Below are 22,571 nucleotides of genomic sequence, written 5' to 3'. Positions count from 1 at the left end.
TCTGTCCAACCCTGCTCCTCTCTAATAACATCTTCATCTTCTGGGTTTACAGCATGTACTTTAATGGCAACCCCTGTTTTCAGAATGTTTGCACTTGATTATGTGCTTATACAATTTATGTGATGCTTCTAAAGGTGTTGAATGAGGTTTGTAGTGGGGGAGGATAATTAGACAAAAATAAAAGAAGCCCTGATAAATCAAGGCTTCTTGGTATGGAGAATAGGGGGCTCGAACCCCTGACCTCATCGCTGCCAGTGCACAGTACACAGTTTGGTGAGTTATAATTAACTCGTTTTAAAGCCATTTATATCAGTCTTTATTAGGATATAACTAGGATTAAAAATGATGAATTTTATTAGAAATTGAGAGTGTTGGGCAACAAAATGGCAACAGTGGTCATAAGCCTATACAGATTTTTTATTCGAGAATAGATCATCTAACTTATTGGCTGCTTCTTGATCTGCATGTCTCAATACATGACCATAAGTATTCATTGTCACTCGAATGTCAGAATGACCCAACCTCTCAGATATTATTTTTGCATGTACACCTTGATTTATTAAAAGGGTTGCTGAAGTATGTCTTAGGTCATGTAATCGTATATATCGTATACCAACCCTATTTATAAACCTGCGCCACCAAGTTGTTGGTGTATCAGGATAAAAGTGATTACCGTATTCATTACAAAATAGCCATTCGCGCTTTTCTTCTGTCCATAGTTCACCCATTTTCAGTTTTTCCTTTTTCCAATGTAGTTGGTACTCAGCTAATTCTTTTATTACTGATTCAGGTAAGGATATCAATCTTTTAGATTTTTTTGTTTTTGGTTCTTTTATTACAGCGCCTTTTCTTCCCTTTGTAATAACTTCTTTGATATCTATAGTTTGCTCTTTGATATTCACTCTAGTCCATTCTAAACCTAAGCACTCACTACGTCTTAAGCCCCCCGCAAGAACAAGAGTGAGGAATAATCTCCAATGTATCGGCTCATCTTTTACAGCTAAAAATAACTCATGAACTTCATCTTCGCTAAAAACTAAAACTTCACTATTACCATTTGAATTTCGGGGCTTCTTTATAGATTTAACTGGGTTCTCGTTAATAAATTTCCATTCAACAGATCGTTCAAAAATATTTCTAAGTGTCAAGTAGACATCTTGCTTTGTGCGATCAGATAACGGTTTGTCACTTCCGTCAACTCTTTGCAAATTATCTAAAGTATTCAATATATGAATTGGCTTTATCTTATCTAAACTCATATGACCAATTGATTTGAGTATATGATTTTTAATATGAAAAAGGTGGTTAGAAATACTTGTTTCAGCTAACTCTTTTTCTGCATATTTCGTCTTCCAAACATTAATGAAGTTTGATAAAGTCATTTTTTCAGGTGAAATATAATTACCAGAATGAACTTCAGATTTGAATTTATGGTATTCCATTTCTAAGTAATCATTAAGTTTTCTTTTAGTTTTTAGTAATGCTTTATCATCTATGCGAATCGTTTTTGATCGCCTAATTCTTTTTCCTTTTGAGTCATAGCCTGCTTCAACCCTTAATAGAAAGGAACTTTCTCCCCGTTTTTCGATATATGCCATAAATAAAATTCAACCTCCTTTTAAGAATATATGTTCGATTTTTGCTTAAAAAGAAACTCTGTCTTTTGAACAGAGTGGTTAACTATTTAAAATCTTTTCTTTTTCCTGCTGGAATTCTTCTTCGGTTAGGATGCCTTTAGTTTTTAAATCTGAAATTTGCTCAAGTAAAGTGTATTTGTTATCTTTTTTTACTGATTTCTCATTCAGCGATGGATTATTAATAATTTCTTGAAGTGTTTGGATAAAATGTTTATATCGATCCTTTTTTCTGATACGACTAAATACTATTTTGGATTTTCCAATGTCTAATTGAAATTCGTTACTTTTTAACGGAAAGCCACTTTCTTTTATTCCATTAATCTTGTTTATTTTCCATTCTTGTTTAAATTGACTTTTTCTATCCTTATGTGCATAGAGTAAACGCTGATCTGTAATTAGTAATACTCCAGCAATTTTAGAACTTTCCTTTTTATAGTAGTCTGCTTCGATAAAAGCTAATACTTTTTCGGTACCATTCAAAATACTTCTCTCAGTGTATAACATAGATGTTTTGGTTCCAGCAAATTCACCTTTAGTTTTTTCATTAACAATGCTATCTGTCCATTTATTCAGGAGACTATAAAATGCTTTTTGATCTTCTGGGGATTCTTTAGAAAACAAGCCCATTATTTGACCACCTTTCAGTTATTCCAATAAAAAGAAAATTGAACTACAATTTTCACGCGTCTTTTTACCTATTTATCTATTAAATTTTTTACCATGTCTGATAGTTCAATAGGTATGCCATACTCCATACAAACATGTTTTATATCAGTGTATTCCGAAAAATGACAACGGTTTAGAAGAAATGAAACAGCAAACATATTTGCTTCAACTTCTATTCTTTCTGATGAAAATAATGTTTTTTCTCTTAAAAAGGGTGTATTAACTCTGGGGTGTAGTTCTGAGTGACCTAATTCATGAGTACAGGTGAACCTTTTTTCTAAATGACTCAATTTACTGTTAATAACAATGTACTTATTTTTTCTATCATATTTATAGAAACCTTTAATTTCATGATGCAAATCCCATTCGATAATATGTATATGCTTTCGCTCAGCTAACTCGAATGGGTCACAGGTCTTTTGTTTATTTATCAAAACTTCTACTTCACTTTTTATCCAATTCACAACAACGCCTCACATTCCTAATCGTTCTCTTTATCTCTATACTTTTTAGGGATGTACTTTTTATTAATTCTTTGTGTTTGTCTAAATATGTGTTCCATGGCGTCGGTTAGTGATTCAATAGCTTCTTCACTCATTGGTTCTCCCATAAAACTAAGTCCATCTTGCTCTGTGAGATCTTTCTTAAATTCTTCAAGTCTTTTAGCAATGTCTTTTTCTTCTTTTGCAGTATGTTCTCTCGAGTTAGATCTACCATAAAGATAGTCAGTAGTAACCTTAAAAACATCAGCAAGTTTGTTTACTGTTTCCATCGGGGGTTGCTTTGTGCCATTCTCATAAGCAGTATATGTAGTTCTAGCAACACCGACTAAATCAGCGAAATAGCTTTGAGTATATTTACTATTCTCTTTTTTCTTTTCTTCTCTTAATGTTTTTAGTCTTTTTCCTAAGACATTCATTACACCACTTCATTTCTATCTATCTTAAATTCATTATAATGTTACTTTAAGAAACTTTAAAGCGATGTTCCTATAAGTGAAACTTTTTTAATAAATATATTGACATGTTTCTTTAAGGAACATATAATCGAATTATAAAGTTACTAATAAGAACATTTGGAGGTGAAAATAATGAGAAACTGGTTAAAACAACTGCGCCTTCAAAGGAAATTAACACAAGAAGAAGTCGCTAAGTTATGTGATATATCTAGGAGTTTTTATACTCATATTGAAAAAGGGAATAAAACTCCGAGTGTTGAAGTTGCAAAAAAGATTTCCAGAACATTGGGTTTTCGTTGGACTCTTTTTTTTGAAAAAGAATGTTCCTTAAAGGAACTTAAAAGAGTCACTGCCTAGAAGGAGGTCCAATTTGAAAATTAAACGATTCGTCCTAGTAACCGGAGATCAATATGAACAAGTCGAGTTATTCAAAGAAGTTCCTTCTTGGATAAACGAGAATGTGCCAGATGACTTCATTGGCGTGAAAACTGACACATTCACAATTTATATTAATTCAACAATAATCGTTTCTCTGAAGTTAAAGAATTCTAACTTTACAGTTATTTCTTCTTAGTTTGTGATAAGGCACTTGCTGCTACGCTTTTTGAAGTTTTGCTATATCGGTTATCTTTAAGGATTTTGCTAGCTTTTTTAGCAACTGACTTTGATGTTTGCTTTTTATTAACCATTCCACCACCTCCTTTCAATTATTGAAATCGATTTAAGGAGCATGGAACTAAGGAGGAGCACCATGAACTTTACCGAAAAAGCAATCTGGGCTGAAATCAAGTACAACATCCTTCTAGCGGCCTTACACATCGAGAATGGTGAATCCAATGATTTGGTTTTATCAAAACTCTTAGAAGTAGTTTCATTGTTAGAAAATACTGAACCGAATGGTGGTGAAAAAGTTGAACCGCAAAACACTTACTGCTCAGGAGGTAGCTGATTATATTGGTGTATGTATAGACACCATCTACACCATGGTTAGAGAAAAGCAAATACCGCATCTAAGAGTTCGCCGCAGAATATTCTTCTCGGTTGAAACAATTGATGCTTGGATGCGAGAACAAGAACAAAAAAGTTTGGAGGCAATGTAAATGAACAATTTGCAAATTATTAATCAAAACGGCCAGTTATTAGTCGATAGTCGTGAAGTTGCTGAAATGGTAGGAAGGCAACATAAGGATTTACTTGAAAATATCAGAGGATATATCAAGCATTTGATAAGCGGAGATTTCCGCCCAACTAATTTCTTTGTAGAAAGTACTTATAAAGATTCACTAAACAGAAATAAACCTTGTTTTTTACTCACTCGAAAAGGTTGCGACATGGTAGCCAATAAAATGACTGGTGAAAAAGGAGTGCTTTTCACAGCAACATACGTAACTCAGTTCGAGAAAATGGAACAACAACTCGCTCAACCATTCAACCTCCCATCAACATACAAAGAAGCGCTCTTCATGCTCATCGAAAAAGAAGAGGAGAGAGAGCAACTATACACTGAAAATCTTATGTTGGGTCAACGTGTTGCGGAATACGAACCGAAAATCACTTATTTGGATCAAATTCTTTCATCTACAGATTCCGTCACAATCACTCAAATTGCTGCTGATTACGGAATGTCAGCTCAGAAGTTCAATAAGATTCTTCATGAATCAGGTATCCAGTACAAGATCAATGGCCAGTGGATTTTATACACCAAGTACAAGTCAGAAGGATATACGAAATCCAAAACCACTGATGTGCTGAGAAGTGATGGAACGACAAAAGTAGTCATGAATACGCAATGGACACAAAAAGGAAGGCTCTTTATCTACAACATTCTAAAAGCAAAAGAGATTTATCCAGTAATGGATATCCAAGTAGATAAACAGCTTAAGTTAGTTAGTGGTAGTAAACGATGAATGGGGCCAACCATTCATCGCTACATACCGCCTCGAAAAATTTCTTGAGTCAGAAACCATCCGGCGAAGCTGCCAGGCAAAAACCGGATGTGTTCCTTCACAATCTATTATATTTCAACTCTCTCAAATTTTCTGTACACATTTTAGAACAAAATGTTCTAATTTCGAACATTTGGAGGGAGGTGATCTTCTTGCAATATGGTTCGCTGTTAAAGCGATATCGCCAGATTAGAGGATTGTCTCAAGAGGAATTGGCGGAACGCATGCATATGCCTCGTAGTAGTATTTCGAAAATTGAAAACAATAAAATGGAGTTAAAAATATCAGATGCCATTAGATGGGGGCAGGTTACGAATACTCCTCCAGATACATTACTAGCTATTCTTAGCGGAGGAAATGATACAGAAATATTAGATATAGATAGGAGGGCGATGTGAATGGATATGGTGATTCTTACAATCATGTTTACATTTATCGCATTTTTCTTAGGAGTTATGTTTGGAGATTTAAATAGTAAAAACAAAAAAGAGCAGTGAACGGCCAGGCTCACTACTCAACGACTCATATGAAATAACCAACTTAATTATATCATTCATACGGTGTGGAAACAAGAACTTTTGTTCCCACCGTGCAGTGTCAAAGTATATCTACCAATCCCACCCATCCCCTTACTTTGGCTCTGCACGGTGCGAATAAAGCGCCATGATCATTGACAATCGAACAGAAAGGAGTGAGCCATTTGAGTAAGAAAATCACGCTTGAAGCATTGATTAAGAGACTCCAAGAGGATGGCGTGAAAATTGACTGGTGTGTCAAATTCACAAATCTGAAGGAGGGTTGATTGATGGAGCATCCTGAGGTTACACAGTTACGAAGGACAGGCTATCCGAATTTGGTTGCACAGCCAGAGCATGCCGGGATTGACTACTTTGGAGAAGAGATTCTCGAAGGTGATGAAATCGTTGAATATGACGGTGAGATTATCTTGGAGGGCAATCTTCAACGGTATTTATGCGAGGTACTTGGATTTGAGTTCAAAAGCGCATAAAAAAGGCTCCTGCGAGCAACAGGAGCCAATAACACAACAATATTAACGTTATTTTAGCACATAGCTTTGATAACAGTAAAGGGAGGATATCAAATGGCAGTTAGCAATGCAATATCAACTAAAGATATGAGCCGTTTTGAATGGTTACAAGAACGTTCCAAAGGAATTGGCGGTAGTGATGCAAGTATTATCCTTGGACTAAACAAATACAAAACAGCTTTTGAGCTGTGGTTAGAAAAAACAGGTCAAGTCGAACTGACTGAAATTAGTAGCGAAGCAGCATACTGGGGCAATGAAATGGAAGAAGTGGTTGCTAAGGAATTTGAGAAGCGAACTGAGAAAAAGGTACGCCGCCGCAACTTCATGTTTTCTCATCCAGATCACCACTTTATCAAAGCCAACATTGACCGGGAAGTCATGAAAGAGTCTGCCCTTCTAGAGTGCAAGACTGCTAGTGCGTATTTAAAAGCTGAATGGGAGGGAGAAGAAATCCCTGCTGCGTATCTCGTACAAGTGCAGCATTATCTAGCTGTAACTGGTAAAGAGAAAGCATATATCGCAGTTCTAATCGGTGGAAATCACTTCACTTGGAAAGAGATCCAGCGAGACGATGAATTAATTCAGATGATTATTGATGCAGAGGTTAATTTTTGGGAGAAACATGTACTTGGCTTTGTTCCGCCAGAATTAGATGGTTCAAGTGCAGCTGAACAGTACCTCAAAGAGAAATACAACAAAGCAGAAGAGGGGAAAGAGATTGTTCTACCTTCTAATTATAAGGAAATGCTTATCAGTTATGAGCAAATCAAGAACGATGAGAAGCTCATTCAAACAGCTAAAAAGGATATTGAGAACAAGATTAAAGCCGAGTTGAAAGATGCAGAGGTGGGCCTTGTAGATACTCATATCATTACTTGGAAAAATGTCGTCTCTAATCGAGTAGATACAAAGGCATTAAAAGAAAAATTCCCTGACATCTACAAAGAAGTAATCAAACCATCTACATCACGCCGTTTTGGCATTAAGGAGTTGAACTAATTATGGCAACGAATGCAGCATTAAAAAACCAAATTGCTAGTAAACAGGATACAGTCCCTCAAAAGGTTGCTCCGCAAGCGTTGGGACTTAAAGGGTTATTAAATGCACCAACAATGAAAAAGAAATTCGAGGATGTGCTTGACAAAAAGGCTCCTCAGTTTATGTCATCACTTTTGAACCTCTATAACGGAGATTCTTACCTACAAAAAACTGATCCGATGACAGTAGTTACCTCTGCGATGGTTGCAGCAACTTTAGATTTACCTGTTGATAAAAACCTAGGATATGCCTGGATAGTTCCATACAGTGGAAAAGCACAATTTCAACTTGGTTATAAGGGTTATATCCAGTTAGCCCTCCGTACAGGTCAATATAAAGGAATTAACGTCATCGAGGTAAGAGAAGGAGAGTTAGTTAAGTGGAATCGTCTAACCGAAGAATTGGAGCTTAATCTCGATGGTGCCACAAGTGACAAAGTTATTGGTTATTGCGGTTATTTCAAGTTGATCAATGGGTTTGAGAAAACCGTCTACTGGACTAGGGGAGAAATTGAAGTCCATAAAAAGAAATTCTCTAAAAGTGATTTTGGATGGAAAAAGGACTTTGATGCGATGGCTAAAAAAACCGTTTTAAGAAACATGCTTTCTAAATGGGGTATTTTGTCCGTTGAAATGCAGACAGCCGTTTCAAAAGATGAACAAGTACCAGAAATGAAGGATATCACTGAAGAAGTAGATCAACCAGATATTATCGATGCTGTACCGTCAGAAGAGAAACCTAGTGCAGATATAGATATTGAGTTTGATGTAAATGAATAACCAAACAAACGTAGTCCTGCCTGCTTGGATTTTCGAGCAGGCGCAGGACAAAGAACAGTTGAAAATGCTTGTACTAAATTATATGCGAAAGTACCCGGATTATACCGTAAAACGAATAACTAAGCGATTTGCAGTTTGTGAGATTAATAGGTAATAAGAGGTGTCCTATGACGAAACTACTTTTAGATGAAAGACCACTGATTGTATTGCCAGAGCTTGCTGTTCAGGTGGGACTAAATGAAGCGATTCTATTACAACAAATACATTATTGGATTAACAAGAAAAACAACTTAAGAGACGGACGCTATTGGGTGTACAACACCTTAAATGAGCTATTAGAGCAATTCCCTTTCTGGTCTGTTAGTACACTGAGGCGGACTATAACATCTTTAAAGAATAAGGGTGTATTGATTACAGGCAACTATAATAAAGCTGGTTTTGATAAAACTGTTTGGTATTCAATTGATTATCAGGAACTAGATAAAACAGTGAACACACGATGTGTTCAAAATGAACACACGGAGTGGTCAAATTGGACAAATGGAAGTGGTCAAAATGATCACACCAATACCTTAGATTTCACTAAGACTTCTACTGAGAATGTAGTAGATGTAGATAGCAACCAAATGAATGAACAATCGTATCAACTTGTTTCTGATTTTTATCAGCAGAATTTCGGAGTACTAACTCCATTTATCTCTCAGAATATTGTTGAATGGATAAATGATATAGGGTCGGAACTTGTAATTGAATCTATGAAACGAGCACTAAAAGCTCAGAAGCCTTGGAGTTATGCAGAAGGTATCTTAAAGGGTTGGTCTAGGAAAAATATTAAAACAATTGGTGATGTAAATGCTGCAGATCTAGAATTCGAAAAAGGAAGTGATAATCATGGCCATTCCAGCAAAGTCCGTAGAGGACGTGCTCAGCAATCTAAGAGCCAAAATGGAACAGAAAGGGTCGGTCGCATGTGAGCCAGAATACGATTGTCCTGAGTGTAAGGATAAGGGCTTTATCCTAAAAAACATTCCTGACCTTGATTTAGATGGGAACCAACGTTCATGGCCAAATGGGGAGCTTAAATTTAACGAAACAATCTTTGACTGTTCCTGCGCTAAGAAAAGGCAATCTAGGCATCTGTTGAAGATTAGTGAGCTCACCGATGAATTTAAACGAGTCACATTCAGAGGGTTTGTCACTGAGGGCAAACCTCAGCTAATCAGAGAAGCTTATGATTGCGCCATCGATTATTACAAAGACTATGAGTCTATTAAAGACGAGCGACAGAATAGCATTTGTTTACTAGGACAGCCTGGTTCAGGCAAAACACACCTTCTAACTGCGCTGACTAACAATTTGATTCTAAAAAAACAGGTTAGAGTAATGTATTTTCCTTTCGTAGAGGGCTTTAACGATTTGAAAGATGATTTTGCTCTCCTAGAAGAAAAACTCAACAAAATGAAACGTGTAGATGCTCTCTACATAGATGATTTATTTAAAGGTCGGTCGTTCCCTACAGATTTTCAAATTGAGCAAATGTTTGCAGTCATAAATTACAGATACTTAAATTTTAAACCTCTACTCATTTCTTCTGAAAAGACTATTGATGATCTTCTGGATATCGATGAGGGGCTTGGTTCTCGAATTAAAGAAATGAGTAAGGGTTACACAGTCGTGATTAAGGGCAATCGAAATGAATTAAATCATAGATTGGCAGGTGAATAGGATGATAAATCTTATTGGTTTCAACGGCCCAGCGCCACACTCAGTGATTCTTTGGAGAACTGGTGGAGTAAATACAGCTAAAACAGTTTGCTACTCCTCAGATGAGCAAAATGAAGCTCTTAGTAGATTCCATACTCAAGGCGATTTCTATAATCAATATGAACAAGCCGTGATTGTGAAGGATGACAATAAAATACTTATAAAAAACCATTTGATTTCTATGGGTGCTTAAACATATGACCTGTAAATAGATTCAGAGACCAGCAGTAATGCTTGGTTCTAAGGAGGAATATGAAATGACCATTCAAAATGTGAAACCAGTTTTAAAATGTCCGCAATGTAAAACAAAAGGATACCTACTCGCTCCGGCAGGAAAATTAGTGTTAATGGAATGTGATGATATAAAATGCGGTTATCAATGGCATACCATGGCTAAGGTTTGTCCAGAGTGTAAGAAACCTAACGGATACTTTATCGATGGACCATGTAGGAAATGCTATGCAGAGAAGTACATGTCGTCATGAAGAAACGTAACCCCGTTATTCAAAAGGCTTATGAACAAGGCAGAACTGAGGGCTTTGCGTTAGGTGAGGATATGGGAGAACTGAAAGGTATTGCTAAGACAACATCATTTTTCCGCGAAAAATTTCTTGAGTTAGAAAAAACGCCAGGTATAGGACCGAAAACCTTGGAGCGGATTCGCAAGGCAATCGGTGAGAAGTATTTTGAAGCAGGTGAGCGTGATGGTTCTTAAAAACGCAACAAAACAAAGGCAAAAAAGAATCATTGTTTTAGAGGATTTGGATTTTTTATGGGATGAGGATGAATTAGAAGAAGTTGCTCGCCTATGGAAGATTGGTCTAGACGTTAGAGTTATTGCTGGAAAGTTTAATAGGGATCCAGATGATATATTGTTGGCGCTCATTCATTTAGCAAAAGAGGATAGGATTTTCAGAAGAATTGGAGGTCTTACCCTTGGATTTTAGAAAAGCGACACTAGGGCAGTTATATTACATATCACGACACACAGAATTAGCCCTAGAAGCTCTTAATGAGATTAATAGGAGGGTTAACCTATGCAAGATATAATCATTCGTCGTGCAAGGAAATATGAAGCTGAAAAGGCAATTCAGGACCATGTGAAAAGAGGATGCGAGATCATTTTTCCTCTAACTGAGTTCTCAAAGCAAGGTAAGACATTTGATCGTGATAGCTACAATCGTCATGTATTTGCTGGACATAATTATTCGTCAGTTTGGATGGCTAAATTAAGAAGGGTGGAAGGTTAATGTTAGATTTAATCGCAATGTACGAGGCGCAAAAGGCATTTAGAAACAGAATTGATTATAAAGGTGATGACCGTTTTGGAGAGCTTATTCTGGCTCTTCAAGTGGAGCTAGGGGAATGTGCGAATGAACTTCCAGAAGTATTCAAGTTTTGGGCGCATAAAGAGAACAACCTTCAAGACGCGTTAGTGGAATATGCTGACGGACTTCATTTCATTCTGGATATCGGTCACGAAATATTCTTTGAGGATTTTGACATGATTTACTTGTTGTCCGGAGCAGATAAGAAGCGGCCAATAGCAACACAGTTCAGATACATTTTCGCTCTCGTATCAAAGTTGGATAAGACGAAGAGTTCAATTACCTTTATCGAGCTACTCTCTGAATATATCGGTCTTGGTGAAATGATTGGCTTCTCCTTTGAACAAATCGAAGAAGCATTCTATGTGAAAGATGTCATTAACCACGAGAGACAAAGCGAGGGTTATTGATGGGAGCAAGAAAATACAACAAGTACGGCAACCATAAGCAAGTTGTCGATGGACATAAGTTTGATAGCAAAGCAGAAGCAATGTATTACGGCCAATTAAAATGGTTGCTGCAAGCTAAACAGATTAAAGGGTTTAAGATGCAACCGAGATACCTTCTCCAAGAGGGCTTTAAGAAGAACGGAAAGACCTACAAAAAGATTGAATATGTTGCAGATTTTGAAGTAGAAAAATTAGACGGAACAATCGAGATCATTGATATAAAAGGAACAGTCACCAAAGAATTTTCAATAAAAAGAAAACTGTTCGAGCGTAAATACATGGATTCAATTAAATTACTAAAATATGACCGAGATAGGGGATTCGTGGAGGTAAGTTAATGGCTAGAAGAATCGTAGAAACGAATGCAGTTAGCCTTGATCGAGAAAAGCTCCAGGTTGTTGTCATCTACGAGGAAGGCATATCGAAGCAGCAGATTAGAAATGAAAATCCATATAGCAAACGGCATGGGGTTATTTTCCCCAGTGCCGGGGCTTATGAGGTGAAAGGGCTAGATTACTGATTTTGTATTATGTTCACTTAAAAAATAAATGGAGGAATGAACATGCGTGAGATAAAGTTTGATGCAATTTATAAGCCAACAGGAGAACACTTTACTCCAATTTCAATAAATTTTAATGACAAATCGGTTGTAGGAAATTTTGATGGTGAGCAAGGAGATTGGTGTCATTTTTCTTTAGATGGAAAGTACGGTGATGTGATTTTACGCCAGTACACAGGGTTAAAAGATAAGAACGGCAAGGAGATTTACGAGGGGGATATACTGAAAGCTATTAGTTATGCCGGGTACGAAACAAAAAATGAAGTTACATTCTTGAATGGCTGTTATATGTTCGGCAATTGGAATGCACATGAGTTTTTCAACAGACATCAATACATCGAAGTCATCGGCGAAATTTACGGTACGAAAATCCAGAGTTAATCAATCACGAAAAGTAAAAAGAAGAGCCCAGGCAGTGGCTCTTCGAAGAAATGATAAAAAAAGAGAAATCCATCGTATCCATTATATACTATGTGAATTTCGGTTTAATGATTGGGTGTTTTAATCACCTTTTGAATTAATTAAGAAAAAACAGTTAGAGGTTTACAAGAAATCCAAAAATAAACATTATAAAAATAATATTTACGTACATGGTTGCTATGACTACGCCATAATGAATTTTTTTAAAAAAGAATAGTGAAAACGGAGCTGAAAATAATACGAGAACCAACAATACAATAATAGCTTCATTTAAGTAAAGTAGGATAATCATCTCCTTCAAAAAATCAGTGTATATAGTATTTCTTAATAATTAGAGGTTATGCAACACAAGATAGATTAGGTAAAAAAGAGCCGACTGACTCTGAAGAATTCTTTACACCTTTTCAATTATATGGATCGATATACTGCCACTTTTGAAATAAGTAAATTAACGAAGCGCAGATAATACAATTAATAAAAATTACAATATGAAAGTGATCATCCATTTTATAAATCCCGAAATATTCATAAAGGTTCATTATTCCAAAAGAAAAGATTGCATCGCTTATAGTGTTAAGGGTGATATAAAGCCAAAAGTTACCGAATGTAAAGTATAAAAATATTGTGGGTAAGACTATGTATATTCCATAGATGAAAGGTGTTGTATTAGTTAAAGGGAAAATTGTTTCAACAACTTCAACCAGATTATATCTTTGATATAGCTGAAATAATATTGTCAAAAGCAAGGCACTCACTAATCCACCTGGAATGAAGGACTTCACCCTTTTGGTATCTAATAAAAGGAGAATAAACCAAGGCAAAATTAACATGGACCATAAAAAAATATGAGTTAGCATATAGACTATACCTCCAACAAAGGATAATAATAATCTAACCTATAGCTCTTTAGCCTATTCATAAAAAAGCTAGGAAGGTTCGTCTGAAGTAAGAAAAACATTTAGTGAAATTATAAAATATGGAGTTTGCGTACGACAAGGAATTCTTATATGGCCATTTGAGAATTTTAGCCTTGTCCAATAATTAGCATATCCACAATTAGTAAAAGTATGTAGGCAATTTTAATTTACACGATAAGCAGGGAGTTAATTAAGGAGGAATAGAGATGGAACAAGTATACCTAAAGCAACTGATTGAACACTTGGAATCACAATTGGATGAACATGGTGATTTACCTGTGTGCTACTGCGATGATGCTTTAATTGGCAAGGAGACAGGATTACCTATACCATCAAAGATTTATTCATATAAATCATACGACCTCTTAAACAGTGATTCTTTAGATGTATTAGATGAGAATTTGTATGATGTTGATTTAGAGAAACCAATTATTAAAGCAATAATTGTTTAATAGTAAATTAAAGCAACTAAATGATAGATCAGTTTAGCAATTGAAAGGAGTAGGACAATATAGAAAGCCTACTTTTGTATAAAGAAGGCTTTTAGAACAACTAATAAGTGTTTATTCGGTATTATTTAATTTGCCTTTATAGTACAGGTAATCAACTTTGTTTTTTGTAGCCGTTAATTGGGAAGCTAATATTGCAGTATATATTGTTGTTAGAAGGACAGCTAATACACCAAGTCCTAATACAGAATCATTTTTTAACATAAAATTACACCTCCTTCTAAATTTATCTTTTCTAAATAAGAAGAATTTATACGAAGGATAATTAGTTGATTAGGAGGGGAAGAGGATGCATTGGGAATGTCGATATTGTTATTTTCCAACTACAGTGGAAGGCGATAGGGTTTGTTCATCATGTGGCGCAGAATGGGAAGCAGCAAAAATTCTAGTTGAAGATGATGATTAAGAAACAAAAGGTAGGAGGAGTTAATTTCAATGAATTACACAATAGGCAGCACGCTGATCCACGAGGGTAATAGATTCACAGTTCAAGATATTACGCACCTTGACCAGTTGACCTTTCTCTTTTTCGCAGAGAGTCCTGCTCAGGGGGTTAGGGAAGATTTGATTAAGTGGAATGAAATTACATTAGAGGAGGACAATTATGCCAATAGTTGATATTGATAAAACAAAGCAATTGGAATTTGGATATGGTGATATTGAAGTGGCTGCAGGACTTTTGCAATCTGATGATACAGTCGGTACCGTGTTGTTTTGGAATAACGAGAAGAGAAATGAAATTGGTGCTTATCATGAGTACGGTGAAGATAAAGTTATGAGTGTAGAAGAAACACCAGTACGGATGCTCTTTACAAAAATTGAAAGTATAGATGTTGTTATTGATGCATTAGAGAAATCTAAACAAAAGATGCTATCTAAAGATAAACAAGTAAACACAAGATAGAGAAAGTTTACTACGAAAAGAAAGAGCCCATCCAAGCTCTCTCTAATCGTGTGACCATATTATGGAAGTGGGTAAGAAAATATACCTAAGTAGGCACTGCGGAAGATTTTTAATTCCTTACCCAATAATAATTTATCCATAATTAATAAAAGTATGCATGAAAAATAAATAATTTAACAAAAGAAGAAAATAGCTCATATAGAGGGGTTGATTAAATGAAGAATAGATATGAGACACTTGGCGAGACCACCGTCATCTTCATAAAACGTAGAAACGGTGATGTGTTCAACACATTTATTGATACTTCTGATCTGGAAAAAGTAGATAGTTTCCCAGGTAGTTGGTTTGTAAATTACAACAAAAAGACAGAATCCTATTATGTGATGGGCAACACAAAAAACAAAGAGGGGAAACCTGCTTTGATCGGCATGCATAGATATATTATGGACGCACCAACAGATAGATTTGTGGACCACGTAGACAGGAACACTTTAAACAATAAAAGAAATAATTTGAGAATAGTAACCTTGTCCGAAAACAACCAAAATACAAGGGTTCAAAAAAATAACACATCTGGTGCTAGAGGCGTCACTTGGGATAAAGATAAGAAAAAATGGAGAGCTACTGTCAAATATAGAGGGAAGGTTTATTATTTCGGTTATCACAGAACTGTAGAAGATGCTTCGCTAGCAGCTAAAGAAGGAAGAAAAAAACTTCTCCCTTTTGCAAATTAAAAGTCCCTGCAATGCAGAGACATGACCAGGAATCCCCGGCACCCAATTATATTTTAACATAGGGGGTTCCTGTATGAAAGAAGCTGCCAGCATTAAAAGAATCGAATCGTTGTTAAAAGATTATCATTGGATGAAAAAAGAAGTGGAGCGCCTTGAAAAAGTACTATTTGGATATTCTACACCTATGAAAAGTTGGGGTGTTGCTCAATATGGGATAGAGGCAACTTTGCCAAAAGGAAGTTCTGGAAAAAGCCAAGCAGAGTTAAATAACATGGATTTACGTGAGGAACGTTTATATAACAGACTTGAGCGACTTAGAGAGAAAGTATATGTGATTGAGTTTGCTGCCGAATTATTGGAAGATGAGCGCGACAAAGTCATTTATGATTGCATCCTAGATGGCATGTCATTCCGAGAGATATCTTATCATCTGTGTATATCTAGAAATCAGGTCAAAAAAGCCAAAGAAACCATATTGAACCATTTGAGCCAAAAAAGCCACTTTGTGCATTTGTTGAAACACGAAAAATCGGCATGCTAAAATGGAAGGCAGGACAGGGGAGGCAGTTAAACAAGCTGCTTCCTCTATTTTTGTGCGTTGCTCACCTTTCGGTGATTTTATAGGAGGATTTACCCCGTTTTATGGCGAATTATGTTATTAAAAGGGGAGGATTGCATATGGAACAGGTGAAACAAGGATTGTGGATTTGTTCTAAATGTGAGGCAGTAATCACAGATTATAATGAGTACCATGACAATGATGGCGTTTGTGATGTGTGTTATTCCATTCCTATTAAAAAACGAAGGGGGCTTTTGAAATGATGAAAGATCTAGGCGGTGGTGGTCACTGATGTCATATTATGCAGATGAAGTACCAAAGGAATTGATATTGAACTCGGAATATACTTCTAGGCAGATTTATTTATTTATGCTAGATTATAGAGCGATAATTTTAAGTAATAACATTCATTTAACTGATGATAATCAGATTAAATACAAAGTAATTGATATAAAGGAGAAATACATTCATAAGTTAACTGATAATGGCTATAGAACTCAATTACTACCACAAACCAAAACGAAGATTTATGAAATAGAAAGAATTTAATAAGCATGCTTTTTCCTAGATAATATTTGACCTTCAAAGTAGGGAAACGTATTAATTTGTCGAATAGAAGTCCAAAATAAAGGGAGATAATAATTTTGGAAGAAGTTTATATGTCTGATCAATTAGAAAACGCTATAGACTTTTTAGAGCAAGCTGCTATTTACCATAAAGATAATAATTTTTCACATAGATTTAAATGGGTTTGTATTAGCTTGCATGGTGCTCTGTATGGCTTCGCTGTGAATAGTGTAGGTGGTACTAATCCTATAGAAAGAATACTTAAAAACACCAATAAGAAGACTAATAAATGGCACCTGTTGAATTTAATGGAGATATTAGATTTATGTCAAGATCCAGAGCTAATACAGGTTGTTAATGGAAAAGCCCTTAAACTAACGAATTATCAGGAAAAGGCAATAAAAAGACTAAACGAATACCGAAATGACTTTTCTCATTTTGGAGCAAATGGATATTCAATTATAGGTTCTTTAGATTGTGTTGTTTCACCGGTATTGGAGATAATAAGGTTTTTGGCAATTGAAAGTAATAACATTCTCTATTTTTCAGACCAAAAGCAAAGAGTAGAACAAGCTTTATCATCACTTGAGTCAAGTGTGAAAAAGTAAAATACTGTTTGAAATTGAAGAGGCATTCTTTCGAGGGTGCTTTTTTGTTGAAATAAATAGAAAAAAATGAAAAAATATCTATTTTAATATTGACGGTTGTAAATATAATTGATATAATTAGAGTATAGAAAGGAGGGGAAAACAAGTGAACATGGATGAAGTGGAGAGAGTGCTAAGGTTGGTTATGATGATAGTCACTACATACGCCGCGATAGTAGCAACAGTAAAAAATAAAAGTGACTTGAAAGAGAAAAAGAAGAAAAACAAAAAACGGCGCTCCCGTCGAAAGAAACGCCGCAAATAACCTATAGGAGGAAGGGAGTTACCTTCCTTCCTCTTATAAAAACATTATACCATGTTCACTTACTTTTATGAAAAAAACTGATTGGTTTTTCATCATGATTATCATTTTGTTCGCTTTTAATTTGTTAACATTGGATTTATCGAATCTTCATTGGATGGATTTAACATCATTGGTTTTATCCTTTGTAGCATTCGCGGTTTCTGTATATAATCTATATCTAATCTGGAGGATTAGGCGTGAAGAATGATTATAATTTTAAAAGTGTAGATGAGTTCAAAAGATTTATTGAATCTGAATTATTAACAACCAGAGAAGTTGCTGAAATGTTAGATTGCTCTAGGCAGAACATCAAGCAACTTGTTGACTGGAAAACTATTGTACCAGTTAAACAGACGAGTCGTGAAAGATTGTTTCTAAAATCCGATATAATTAGCTATATGGAAAAGAAAGCATCCAAAAAATAATTGGGTGCTTTCTTTTTATTCATTTTAAGGAGGTAGGTGCCATGTAATGAACTGGGATGATATTAGAAAAGAATTTGAGACATCAAAAATTACATTAAAGGCGCTTGCTGATAAGCATGATATAAAAATCGGTACATTGAAGAGTAGAAAGAGCCGCGAAGGATGGTCGAGGGATCCCACTAAAAAGGATGCAACCAGAAAGAAGAAGGTTGCAACCCAATTAACAAAAGATGCAACAAGGAAAAGAAGTGGGAATCCCAATCCTCAAAACCAATTCACGAAACGGAACAAGGCAGCAGAGAAACACGGATTTTTCTCAAAGTTCCTACCTAATGAGACATTAGAAATCATGGAGCAAATGGAAGAGCGTTCGCCTGCTGATTTAATCTATGACCAGATACAGATTCAATATGCAGCTATCATAAGAGCGCAAAAGATAATGTATGTAGAGGATAAAGACGAGATCATAAAAGTGCTCAAAAAGAAAAAGGATTCCGATTTTGCAGAAGAACACGAATGGGAATATCAATTTGCTTGGGACCGTCATGCAACATTTCTTAATGCTCAATCAAGAGCGATGGGAGAGTTCAGGGGGTTAATTAAGCAATTCTTAGACATAGCACATGATAATGATGAAAGAAGGCTTAAACTCACTCTAATGAATGCTCAGATTGATAAAACAAAACTAGAAATTGATAAGCTTCAAAATGGTAATGGTTCCAATGCTCAAGAAAGCGAAATTGCCTCCATGCTTAGAAGATTGGCAGGTGAAGAGTAATGGCAGACTTGACTCCGAAACAAAAAGAAGTGATGGATTGTTTTATCAAAGAAAAACCAAAAATCATCGCTGCGAGTGGGGCAAAACGTGCCGGGAAAACATTTGTCTTAATTCTGCTTTTTTTAATTCTCATTGCACGATATGAAAATAAAGGATTATCTTTTATTATCGGTGGTTCTACACAGGCAAGCATACGTCGTAATGTTCTTAATGATATGGAGGTTATCCTTAGCAAAGAGTTAAAGCTAGATAAGACCAATGCAGTAACTGTATTCGGTAATAGAGTTTATTGCTTTGATGGAGCTAATGCCGATGCTTGGAAAAAAGCACGTGGTTTTACATCTGCGGGTGCATTTCTTAATGAAGGTACAGCATTGCATGATATGTTTGTCAAAGAGGTTATTTCGCGTTGTTCATATCCTGGAGCTCAGATACTTCTAGATACGAATCCAGAAAACCCTGCTCATCCCGTAAAAGAAGATTACATTGATAAAGATGGCCAAGTGTTATCCAATGGAAGGTTAAACATTAGAGCATTTCATTTCACTTTATTTGATAACATCTTCTTGGATCCCGAGTATGTTGAAAGTATCGTGGCATCCACTCCGACTGGCATGTACACAGACAGAGACATATATGGATTATGGGTTGCTGCTGAGGGTGTAATATACAAAGATTTCAATAAGGATATTCACTATATTTCATCTGAAGAAGTAGCAAAAAAGAATTTTGTACATTATTACGCAGGTGTTGACTGGGGATATGAGCATCCAGGTGCTATTGTAGTGCTTGGAGAGGACGACAAGGGAGATACTTATCTTTTGGAAGAGCATAGTAAGCAACATGAAGAAATAGATTATTGGGTGGATGTGGCTAAAAACGTCAAAGAGCGTTATGGGAACATCTTTTTTTATTGCGATTCAGCCAGACCAGAGCATGTAAGAAGGTTCAGGAGAGAAGGGCTGAAAGCTATGAATGCCGATAAATCTGTATTGGCGGGAATTGAGGAAATTGCTAGAAGGTTTAAGCTCAAAAAGTTATATGTTGTGATAGATAATGTTGAGTTATTCAAAAAAGAGATATTTCTCTATGTGTGGAATGAGAAAACAGGCGAACCAGTCAAAGAATGGGATAACGTACTAGATGCGCTAAGGTATGCCATTTATACACGCAATAAGAAGGATATCATCACAGGAAAACGGAGGTGAGAACATGAATGAGTACCTACAGGCATTTAAAGAAGGGATTACTCCGCAATTGGTCACAGGTATTATAGATGCCCATAGACGAGATAGAGAACGAATGGAAGAAATATATGACCGTTATAAGACTGCATCTGAGGGCGTCCCCATTTTACAGCGAACGCCAATCGACTACGAGGATTTTGAGACTGGTGCAATTAAAAGAATAGATAACAAGGTAAATAATCAGCTCAATAATGCTTTTGATGTAGACATTGTAGATACCAAGGTTGGCTATATGTTTGGTCATCCTATCACTTACCAAGCAGACACAGAAGATAAAGCTGATTCTATTGGTGATAGAGTAGAAACGCCTTTTGATAAGGAAATCAAAGAATTTCTCCTTCGTTCAAACATTGAAGATGAAGATGCTGAGTGGGGAAAAAAAGCTGCTATATGTGGTTATGGTGCTCGCTTAGCATATATCGATACAGAGGGAAGAGAAAGAGTAAAAAATATCGCCCCTTGGGAAGTCATCATCCTTTCCAGTAATAGCATCGCAGAGCCTGAATTTGGCATTCGTTACTACAGTGTAAGTAGAATTCTAAACGATGGAACAAAACAGGTTTTTCTAAAAGCAGAAATATACGATTCCTCAAAAATTTATTTTTATGAGGCTAATAACGATGGTGACTTTAAGTACATTAATGAGCAATTTCATATGTTCGATTATTGTCCATTGTTTGGATTGCCTAATAACGAAGAGTTAATGGGGGATGCAGAGCGTGTAATTAAATTGATTGACGCTTATGATCGCACGTTATCTGATGCTTCTAACGAAATCGAACAATATAGGCTAGCTTACCTTATTTTAAAGGGAATGGGTGCTGATGAAGAGACTCTCCAAAAGCTTAAAGAAACTGGTATTTTCGAGTTGTTTGAGGATAGTGACGATGTAAAGTATTTAACCAAAGACATTAACGATCAAATGATTGAGAATCACTTAGACAGACTAGAAGAAAATATCCTCCGTTTTGCTAAATCAGTTAACTTCTCTGATGAGTCATTCGGTGGGAATGTCACTGGTGTTGCAATGAAGTTTAAAATTATGGCATTAGAGAATAAATGCATCACTATGGAAAGAAAAATGACTACTGCTCTTCGCTATCAGTTTAAGGTGCTTTGCTCTTCTTGGTCAAAACGTAATATCTGTAGAATGGAAGATTATTTGAAAGTTTGGTTCGGGTTTAAAAGAAATTTACCAGTTAATGTACTCGATGAATCTACTTCAACAGCTAACCTAAAAGGTAATGTCAGCGAGAAAACAAGGTTATCTCTTCTTTCTTTTGTGGATGATGTTGACTTTGAACTTGAAGAAATGAAGAAAGAAGCTGATGAGTACACCAAGAGTCTTGAGCCATTAGGTGGTGAGGATGAAGATGAACCAGCTGGAGATTGAAGAATATCTCGATAAACTCGCCAAAAAGGCAGAGTCTGACATAGAAAAAATCCTTAATCGCCGTTTAATGGATATTACAAAAATCTTGGCAGATATGTATGTCAAATACGCTAACAAAGACGGAGAAATATCATGGACTGATGTAAACAGGTACAACCGATTAAACAAAGAACTCACACGGATAAACAGTGTGCTCAATGGAGCGTATAAAGAGATTGTCAAAATCCTTCAAACATCGACTGGAAATGTCTATCTTGAGGGATATCTCAGACATATGTATTTGTACGAAATGAGCACAGGTTATTCAATGAGAGTAACTTTACCAACGATGGATCTAATCCAACAAATACTTAAAAATCCAATAGATAAGCTAACGCTCTCGTCGGTTCTTGAGGAACACCGAAACCAAATTATACGTCGCATTAATATCGAGATTGCTCAGGGTATTCAGGCAGGTGAAGGTTATGCCGTTATCGCTAGACGATTACAAAACTCAGTCAAGTTTAACCAGCATAAAGCACGTACCGTTGTCCGTACCGAAGCGGGGAGATCTAGGAGCCTTGCCGGAGAAAAATCCGAAGAGCAAGCAGCTAAATATACGACCGTCACTGGCGTGTGGCTTTCTGCCTTGGATTTAAAGGTTAGGAACTCACACAGGGAACTAGATGGAAAAGAAACAAACGAGCAAGGGTATTTTACTTATAAAGGATTAAAGTCCAAGGGACCCCATTTGTGGGGTGTGGCTTCAATGGATATTAATTGTCGTTGTCTAAAGCTGAGAAAGGTAAATGGGCTATTACCCGAGTACCGTCGTGGTCGTGATTATATGGACCCTGATTACCAACAAAAAATCGCAGATCGAATGGAGGAATACATGGTTGATGGACTTACTTATAAACAAGCATTAAAAAAGGCACAAAAGGAAATAACCCCACCATCAACAACTATGCCGTTTACAAGCTTCGAAGAATGGAAAAGTAAATTTGCTGGATAGG

At 36.1% G+C, this 22,571-nt stretch carries 38 protein-coding genes and 1 pseudogene; 33 read left to right on the top strand and 6 right to left on the bottom strand.

All coding sequences use genetic code 11. From position 1 onward, the window contains the following. Positions 1-404: 404 nt before the first annotated feature. The 4 genes from MKX67_RS18555 to MKX67_RS18540 form a co-directional block, all read right to left on the bottom strand. Positions 405-1,598: a site-specific integrase gene (locus MKX67_RS18555; RefSeq protein WP_342488574.1), complete on the bottom strand. Its 1,194-nt coding sequence runs from the start codon at positions 1,596-1,598 to the stop codon at positions 405-407. Positions 1,599-1,676: 78 nt separating this feature from the next. Further along, on the bottom strand, positions 1,677-2,264 hold the full coding sequence (locus MKX67_RS18550; RefSeq protein ID WP_342488573.1) for a PH domain-containing protein: 588 nt from the start codon (positions 2,262-2,264) through the stop codon (positions 1,677-1,679). Positions 2,265-2,332: 68 nt separating this feature from the next. Next, positions 2,333-2,767 (bottom strand): ImmA/IrrE family metallo-endopeptidase, encoded by a 435-nt coding sequence (locus tag MKX67_RS18545; protein ID WP_342488572.1) that lies wholly within the window; start codon positions 2,765-2,767, stop codon positions 2,333-2,335. A gap of 17 nt (positions 2,768-2,784) precedes the next feature. Further along, positions 2,785-3,222, bottom strand: a complete 438-nt coding sequence (locus tag MKX67_RS18540) for a helix-turn-helix transcriptional regulator (protein WP_342488571.1) — start codon at positions 3,220-3,222, stop codon at positions 2,785-2,787. Between the two features lie 171 nt (positions 3,223-3,393). Here MKX67_RS18540 and MKX67_RS18535 point away from each other — a divergent pair, with 171 nt between their 5' ends. Continuing rightward, entirely contained in the window at positions 3,394-3,618 is a 225-nt protein-coding gene (locus tag MKX67_RS18535) for a helix-turn-helix transcriptional regulator (protein ID WP_342488570.1), read from the top strand. 13 nt (positions 3,619-3,631) lie between these two features. After that, on the top strand, positions 3,632-3,835 hold the full coding sequence (locus MKX67_RS18530) for a hypothetical protein (protein ID WP_342488569.1): 204 nt from the start codon (positions 3,632-3,634) through the stop codon (positions 3,833-3,835). Here the strand turns inward: MKX67_RS18530 and MKX67_RS18525 are convergent. After that, entirely contained in the window at positions 3,822-3,950 is a 129-nt protein-coding gene (locus MKX67_RS18525; RefSeq protein ID WP_342488568.1) for a hypothetical protein, read from the bottom strand. The two genes, MKX67_RS18530 and MKX67_RS18525, sit on opposite strands and share 14 nt — an antisense overlap. 62 nt (positions 3,951-4,012) lie before the next feature. On the opposite strand from MKX67_RS18525, the gene MKX67_RS18520 reads away from it, so the two are divergent. The 19 genes and pseudogenes from MKX67_RS18520 to MKX67_RS18430 all read left to right on the top strand — a co-directional run bounded on the left by MKX67_RS18520 (position 4,013) and on the right by MKX67_RS18430 (position 13,961). After that, on the top strand, positions 4,013-4,210 hold the full coding sequence (locus tag MKX67_RS18520) for a hypothetical protein (protein ID WP_342488567.1): 198 nt from the start codon (positions 4,013-4,015) through the stop codon (positions 4,208-4,210). Continuing rightward, complete coding sequence (locus MKX67_RS18515; RefSeq protein ID WP_342488566.1) at positions 4,173-4,361, top strand: helix-turn-helix domain-containing protein; 189 nt, start codon at positions 4,173-4,175, stop codon at positions 4,359-4,361. The genes MKX67_RS18520 and MKX67_RS18515 overlap by 38 nt, the downstream gene beginning before the upstream one ends. Continuing rightward, a complete protein-coding gene (locus tag MKX67_RS18510; RefSeq protein ID WP_342488565.1) occupies positions 4,362-5,168 on the top strand; it encodes a phage regulatory protein/antirepressor Ant in 807 nt (268 codons plus the stop codon). A gap of 191 nt (positions 5,169-5,359) precedes the next feature. After that, a complete protein-coding gene (locus MKX67_RS18505; RefSeq protein WP_342488564.1) occupies positions 5,360-5,605 on the top strand; it encodes a helix-turn-helix transcriptional regulator in 246 nt (81 codons plus the stop codon). Between the two features lie 407 nt (positions 5,606-6,012). Next, the gene (locus tag MKX67_RS18500; protein WP_341092042.1) at positions 6,013-6,216 is read left to right on the top strand and encodes a hypothetical protein; all 204 of its coding nucleotides are present in this window, start codon (positions 6,013-6,015) and stop codon (positions 6,214-6,216) included. Positions 6,217-6,309: 93 nt separating this feature from the next. Next, positions 6,310-7,254, top strand: a complete 945-nt coding sequence (locus tag MKX67_RS18495; protein WP_342488563.1) for a lambda-exonuclease family protein — start codon at positions 6,310-6,312, stop codon at positions 7,252-7,254. 2 nt (positions 7,255-7,256) lie between these two features. Further along, positions 7,257-8,072, top strand: coding sequence for a recombinase RecT (locus tag MKX67_RS18490; RefSeq protein ID WP_342488562.1), 816 nt, complete (start codon positions 7,257-7,259; stop codon positions 8,070-8,072). A 167-nt stretch (positions 8,073-8,239) separates the two neighbouring features. After that, positions 8,240-9,046: a DnaD domain protein gene (locus MKX67_RS18485; protein ID WP_342488561.1), complete on the top strand. Its 807-nt coding sequence runs from the start codon at positions 8,240-8,242 to the stop codon at positions 9,044-9,046. Then, positions 9,018-9,797, top strand: coding sequence for a DnaA/Hda family protein (locus tag MKX67_RS18480; protein ID WP_342489289.1), 780 nt, complete (start codon positions 9,018-9,020; stop codon positions 9,795-9,797). Before MKX67_RS18485 ends, MKX67_RS18480 begins: the two co-directional genes overlap by 29 nt. A gap of 1 nt (position 9,798) precedes the next feature. After that, on the top strand, positions 9,799-10,029 hold the full coding sequence (locus MKX67_RS18475; protein ID WP_342488560.1) for a hypothetical protein: 231 nt from the start codon (positions 9,799-9,801) through the stop codon (positions 10,027-10,029). Positions 10,030-10,093: 64 nt separating this feature from the next. After that, entirely contained in the window at positions 10,094-10,321 is a 228-nt protein-coding gene (locus MKX67_RS18470; protein WP_342488559.1) for a hypothetical protein, read from the top strand. Then, a complete protein-coding gene (locus tag MKX67_RS18465; protein WP_342488558.1) occupies positions 10,318-10,551 on the top strand; it encodes a hypothetical protein in 234 nt (77 codons plus the stop codon). Before MKX67_RS18470 ends, MKX67_RS18465 begins: the two co-directional genes overlap by 4 nt. Beyond that, positions 10,541-10,783: a hypothetical protein gene (locus MKX67_RS18460; protein WP_342488557.1), complete on the top strand. Its 243-nt coding sequence runs from the start codon at positions 10,541-10,543 to the stop codon at positions 10,781-10,783. The genes MKX67_RS18465 and MKX67_RS18460 overlap by 11 nt, the downstream gene beginning before the upstream one ends. Positions 10,784-10,873: 90 nt before the next feature. Next, positions 10,874-11,086 carry a hypothetical protein gene (locus MKX67_RS18455; RefSeq protein WP_328199942.1) on the top strand — a complete coding sequence of 71 codons (213 nt, stop codon included), beginning with the start codon at positions 10,874-10,876 and terminating at the stop codon, positions 11,084-11,086. Further along, a complete protein-coding gene (locus MKX67_RS18450; protein WP_342488556.1) occupies positions 11,086-11,574 on the top strand; it encodes a dUTP diphosphatase in 489 nt (162 codons plus the stop codon). The genes MKX67_RS18455 and MKX67_RS18450 overlap by 1 nt, the downstream gene beginning before the upstream one ends. Further along, positions 11,574-11,948: pseudogene (locus MKX67_RS18445) on the top strand (DUF1064 domain-containing protein); the annotation flags it as partial. The gene MKX67_RS18450 and the pseudogene MKX67_RS18445, both read left to right, overlap by 1 nt. Before the next feature lie 2 nt (positions 11,949-11,950). Further along, positions 11,951-12,133 (top strand): hypothetical protein, encoded by a 183-nt coding sequence (locus tag MKX67_RS18440; RefSeq protein ID WP_328199940.1) that lies wholly within the window; start codon positions 11,951-11,953, stop codon positions 12,131-12,133. 42 nt (positions 12,134-12,175) lie between these two features. Further along, a complete protein-coding gene (locus MKX67_RS18435; protein ID WP_342488555.1) occupies positions 12,176-12,553 on the top strand; it encodes a YopX family protein in 378 nt (125 codons plus the stop codon). Between the two features lie 1,162 nt (positions 12,554-13,715). Continuing rightward, complete coding sequence (locus MKX67_RS18430) at positions 13,716-13,961, top strand: hypothetical protein (protein ID WP_342488554.1); 246 nt, start codon at positions 13,716-13,718, stop codon at positions 13,959-13,961. A 111-nt stretch (positions 13,962-14,072) separates the two neighbouring features. Here the strand turns inward: MKX67_RS18430 and MKX67_RS18425 are convergent, their stop codons facing one another. Continuing rightward, complete coding sequence (locus tag MKX67_RS18425; protein WP_322910556.1) at positions 14,073-14,222, bottom strand: hypothetical protein; 150 nt, start codon at positions 14,220-14,222, stop codon at positions 14,073-14,075. Between the two features lie 400 nt (positions 14,223-14,622). On the opposite strand from MKX67_RS18425, the gene MKX67_RS18420 reads away from it, so the two are divergent. The 12 genes from MKX67_RS18420 (at position 14,623) to MKX67_RS18365 (ending at position 22,570) form a co-directional block, all read left to right on the top strand. Next, entirely contained in the window at positions 14,623-14,922 is a 300-nt protein-coding gene (locus MKX67_RS18420) for a hypothetical protein (RefSeq protein WP_322910555.1), read from the top strand. 215 nt (positions 14,923-15,137) lie between these two features. Continuing rightward, entirely contained in the window at positions 15,138-15,656 is a 519-nt protein-coding gene (locus MKX67_RS18415) for a hypothetical protein (RefSeq protein WP_322910554.1), read from the top strand. A 73-nt stretch (positions 15,657-15,729) separates the two neighbouring features. Continuing rightward, positions 15,730-16,197 (top strand): sigma-70 family RNA polymerase sigma factor, encoded by a 468-nt coding sequence (locus tag MKX67_RS18410; protein WP_095371164.1) that lies wholly within the window; start codon positions 15,730-15,732, stop codon positions 16,195-16,197. Positions 16,198-16,334: 137 nt separating this feature from the next. Beyond that, positions 16,335-16,478: a hypothetical protein gene (locus MKX67_RS18405; protein ID WP_157733841.1), complete on the top strand. Its 144-nt coding sequence runs from the start codon at positions 16,335-16,337 to the stop codon at positions 16,476-16,478. A 28-nt stretch (positions 16,479-16,506) separates the two neighbouring features. After that, a complete protein-coding gene (locus MKX67_RS18400) occupies positions 16,507-16,764 on the top strand; it encodes a hypothetical protein (protein ID WP_342488553.1) in 258 nt (85 codons plus the stop codon). Positions 16,765-16,859: 95 nt separating this feature from the next. After that, entirely contained in the window at positions 16,860-17,390 is a 531-nt protein-coding gene (locus MKX67_RS18395; RefSeq protein ID WP_342488552.1) for a hypothetical protein, read from the top strand. Between the two features lie 145 nt (positions 17,391-17,535). Further along, complete coding sequence (locus tag MKX67_RS18390; protein WP_342488551.1) at positions 17,536-17,694, top strand: hypothetical protein; 159 nt, start codon at positions 17,536-17,538, stop codon at positions 17,692-17,694. A 236-nt stretch (positions 17,695-17,930) separates the two neighbouring features. Next, a complete protein-coding gene (locus tag MKX67_RS18385; RefSeq protein WP_342488550.1) occupies positions 17,931-18,158 on the top strand; it encodes a helix-turn-helix domain-containing protein in 228 nt (75 codons plus the stop codon). Between the two features lie 46 nt (positions 18,159-18,204). Next, positions 18,205-18,936, top strand: coding sequence for a phage terminase small subunit (gene terS, locus MKX67_RS18380; RefSeq protein ID WP_342488549.1), 732 nt, complete (start codon positions 18,205-18,207; stop codon positions 18,934-18,936). Next, positions 18,936-20,144, top strand: a complete 1,209-nt coding sequence (locus tag MKX67_RS18375; RefSeq protein WP_342488548.1) for a PBSX family phage terminase large subunit — start codon at positions 18,936-18,938, stop codon at positions 20,142-20,144. Before terS ends, MKX67_RS18375 begins: the two co-directional genes overlap by 1 nt. A 4-nt stretch (positions 20,145-20,148) precedes the next feature. Next, positions 20,149-21,576 (top strand): phage portal protein, encoded by a 1,428-nt coding sequence (locus MKX67_RS18370; RefSeq protein WP_342488547.1) that lies wholly within the window; start codon positions 20,149-20,151, stop codon positions 21,574-21,576. Beyond that, the gene (locus MKX67_RS18365) at positions 21,551-22,570 is read left to right on the top strand and encodes a phage minor head protein (RefSeq protein WP_342488546.1); all 1,020 of its coding nucleotides are present in this window, start codon (positions 21,551-21,553) and stop codon (positions 22,568-22,570) included. Before MKX67_RS18370 ends, MKX67_RS18365 begins: the two co-directional genes overlap by 26 nt. The last annotated feature ends 1 nt before the right edge of the window (position 22,571 follow it).

The sequence above is a fragment of the Cytobacillus sp. FSL W7-1323 genome (assembly GCF_038595015.1).
GTDB classification, from domain to species: domain Bacteria; phylum Bacillota; class Bacilli; order Bacillales; family Cytobacillaceae; genus Cytobacillus; species Cytobacillus kochii.
Note: the sequence above shows the minus strand (reverse complement) of the source record. Positions and strands in the feature narration are given on the sequence as shown.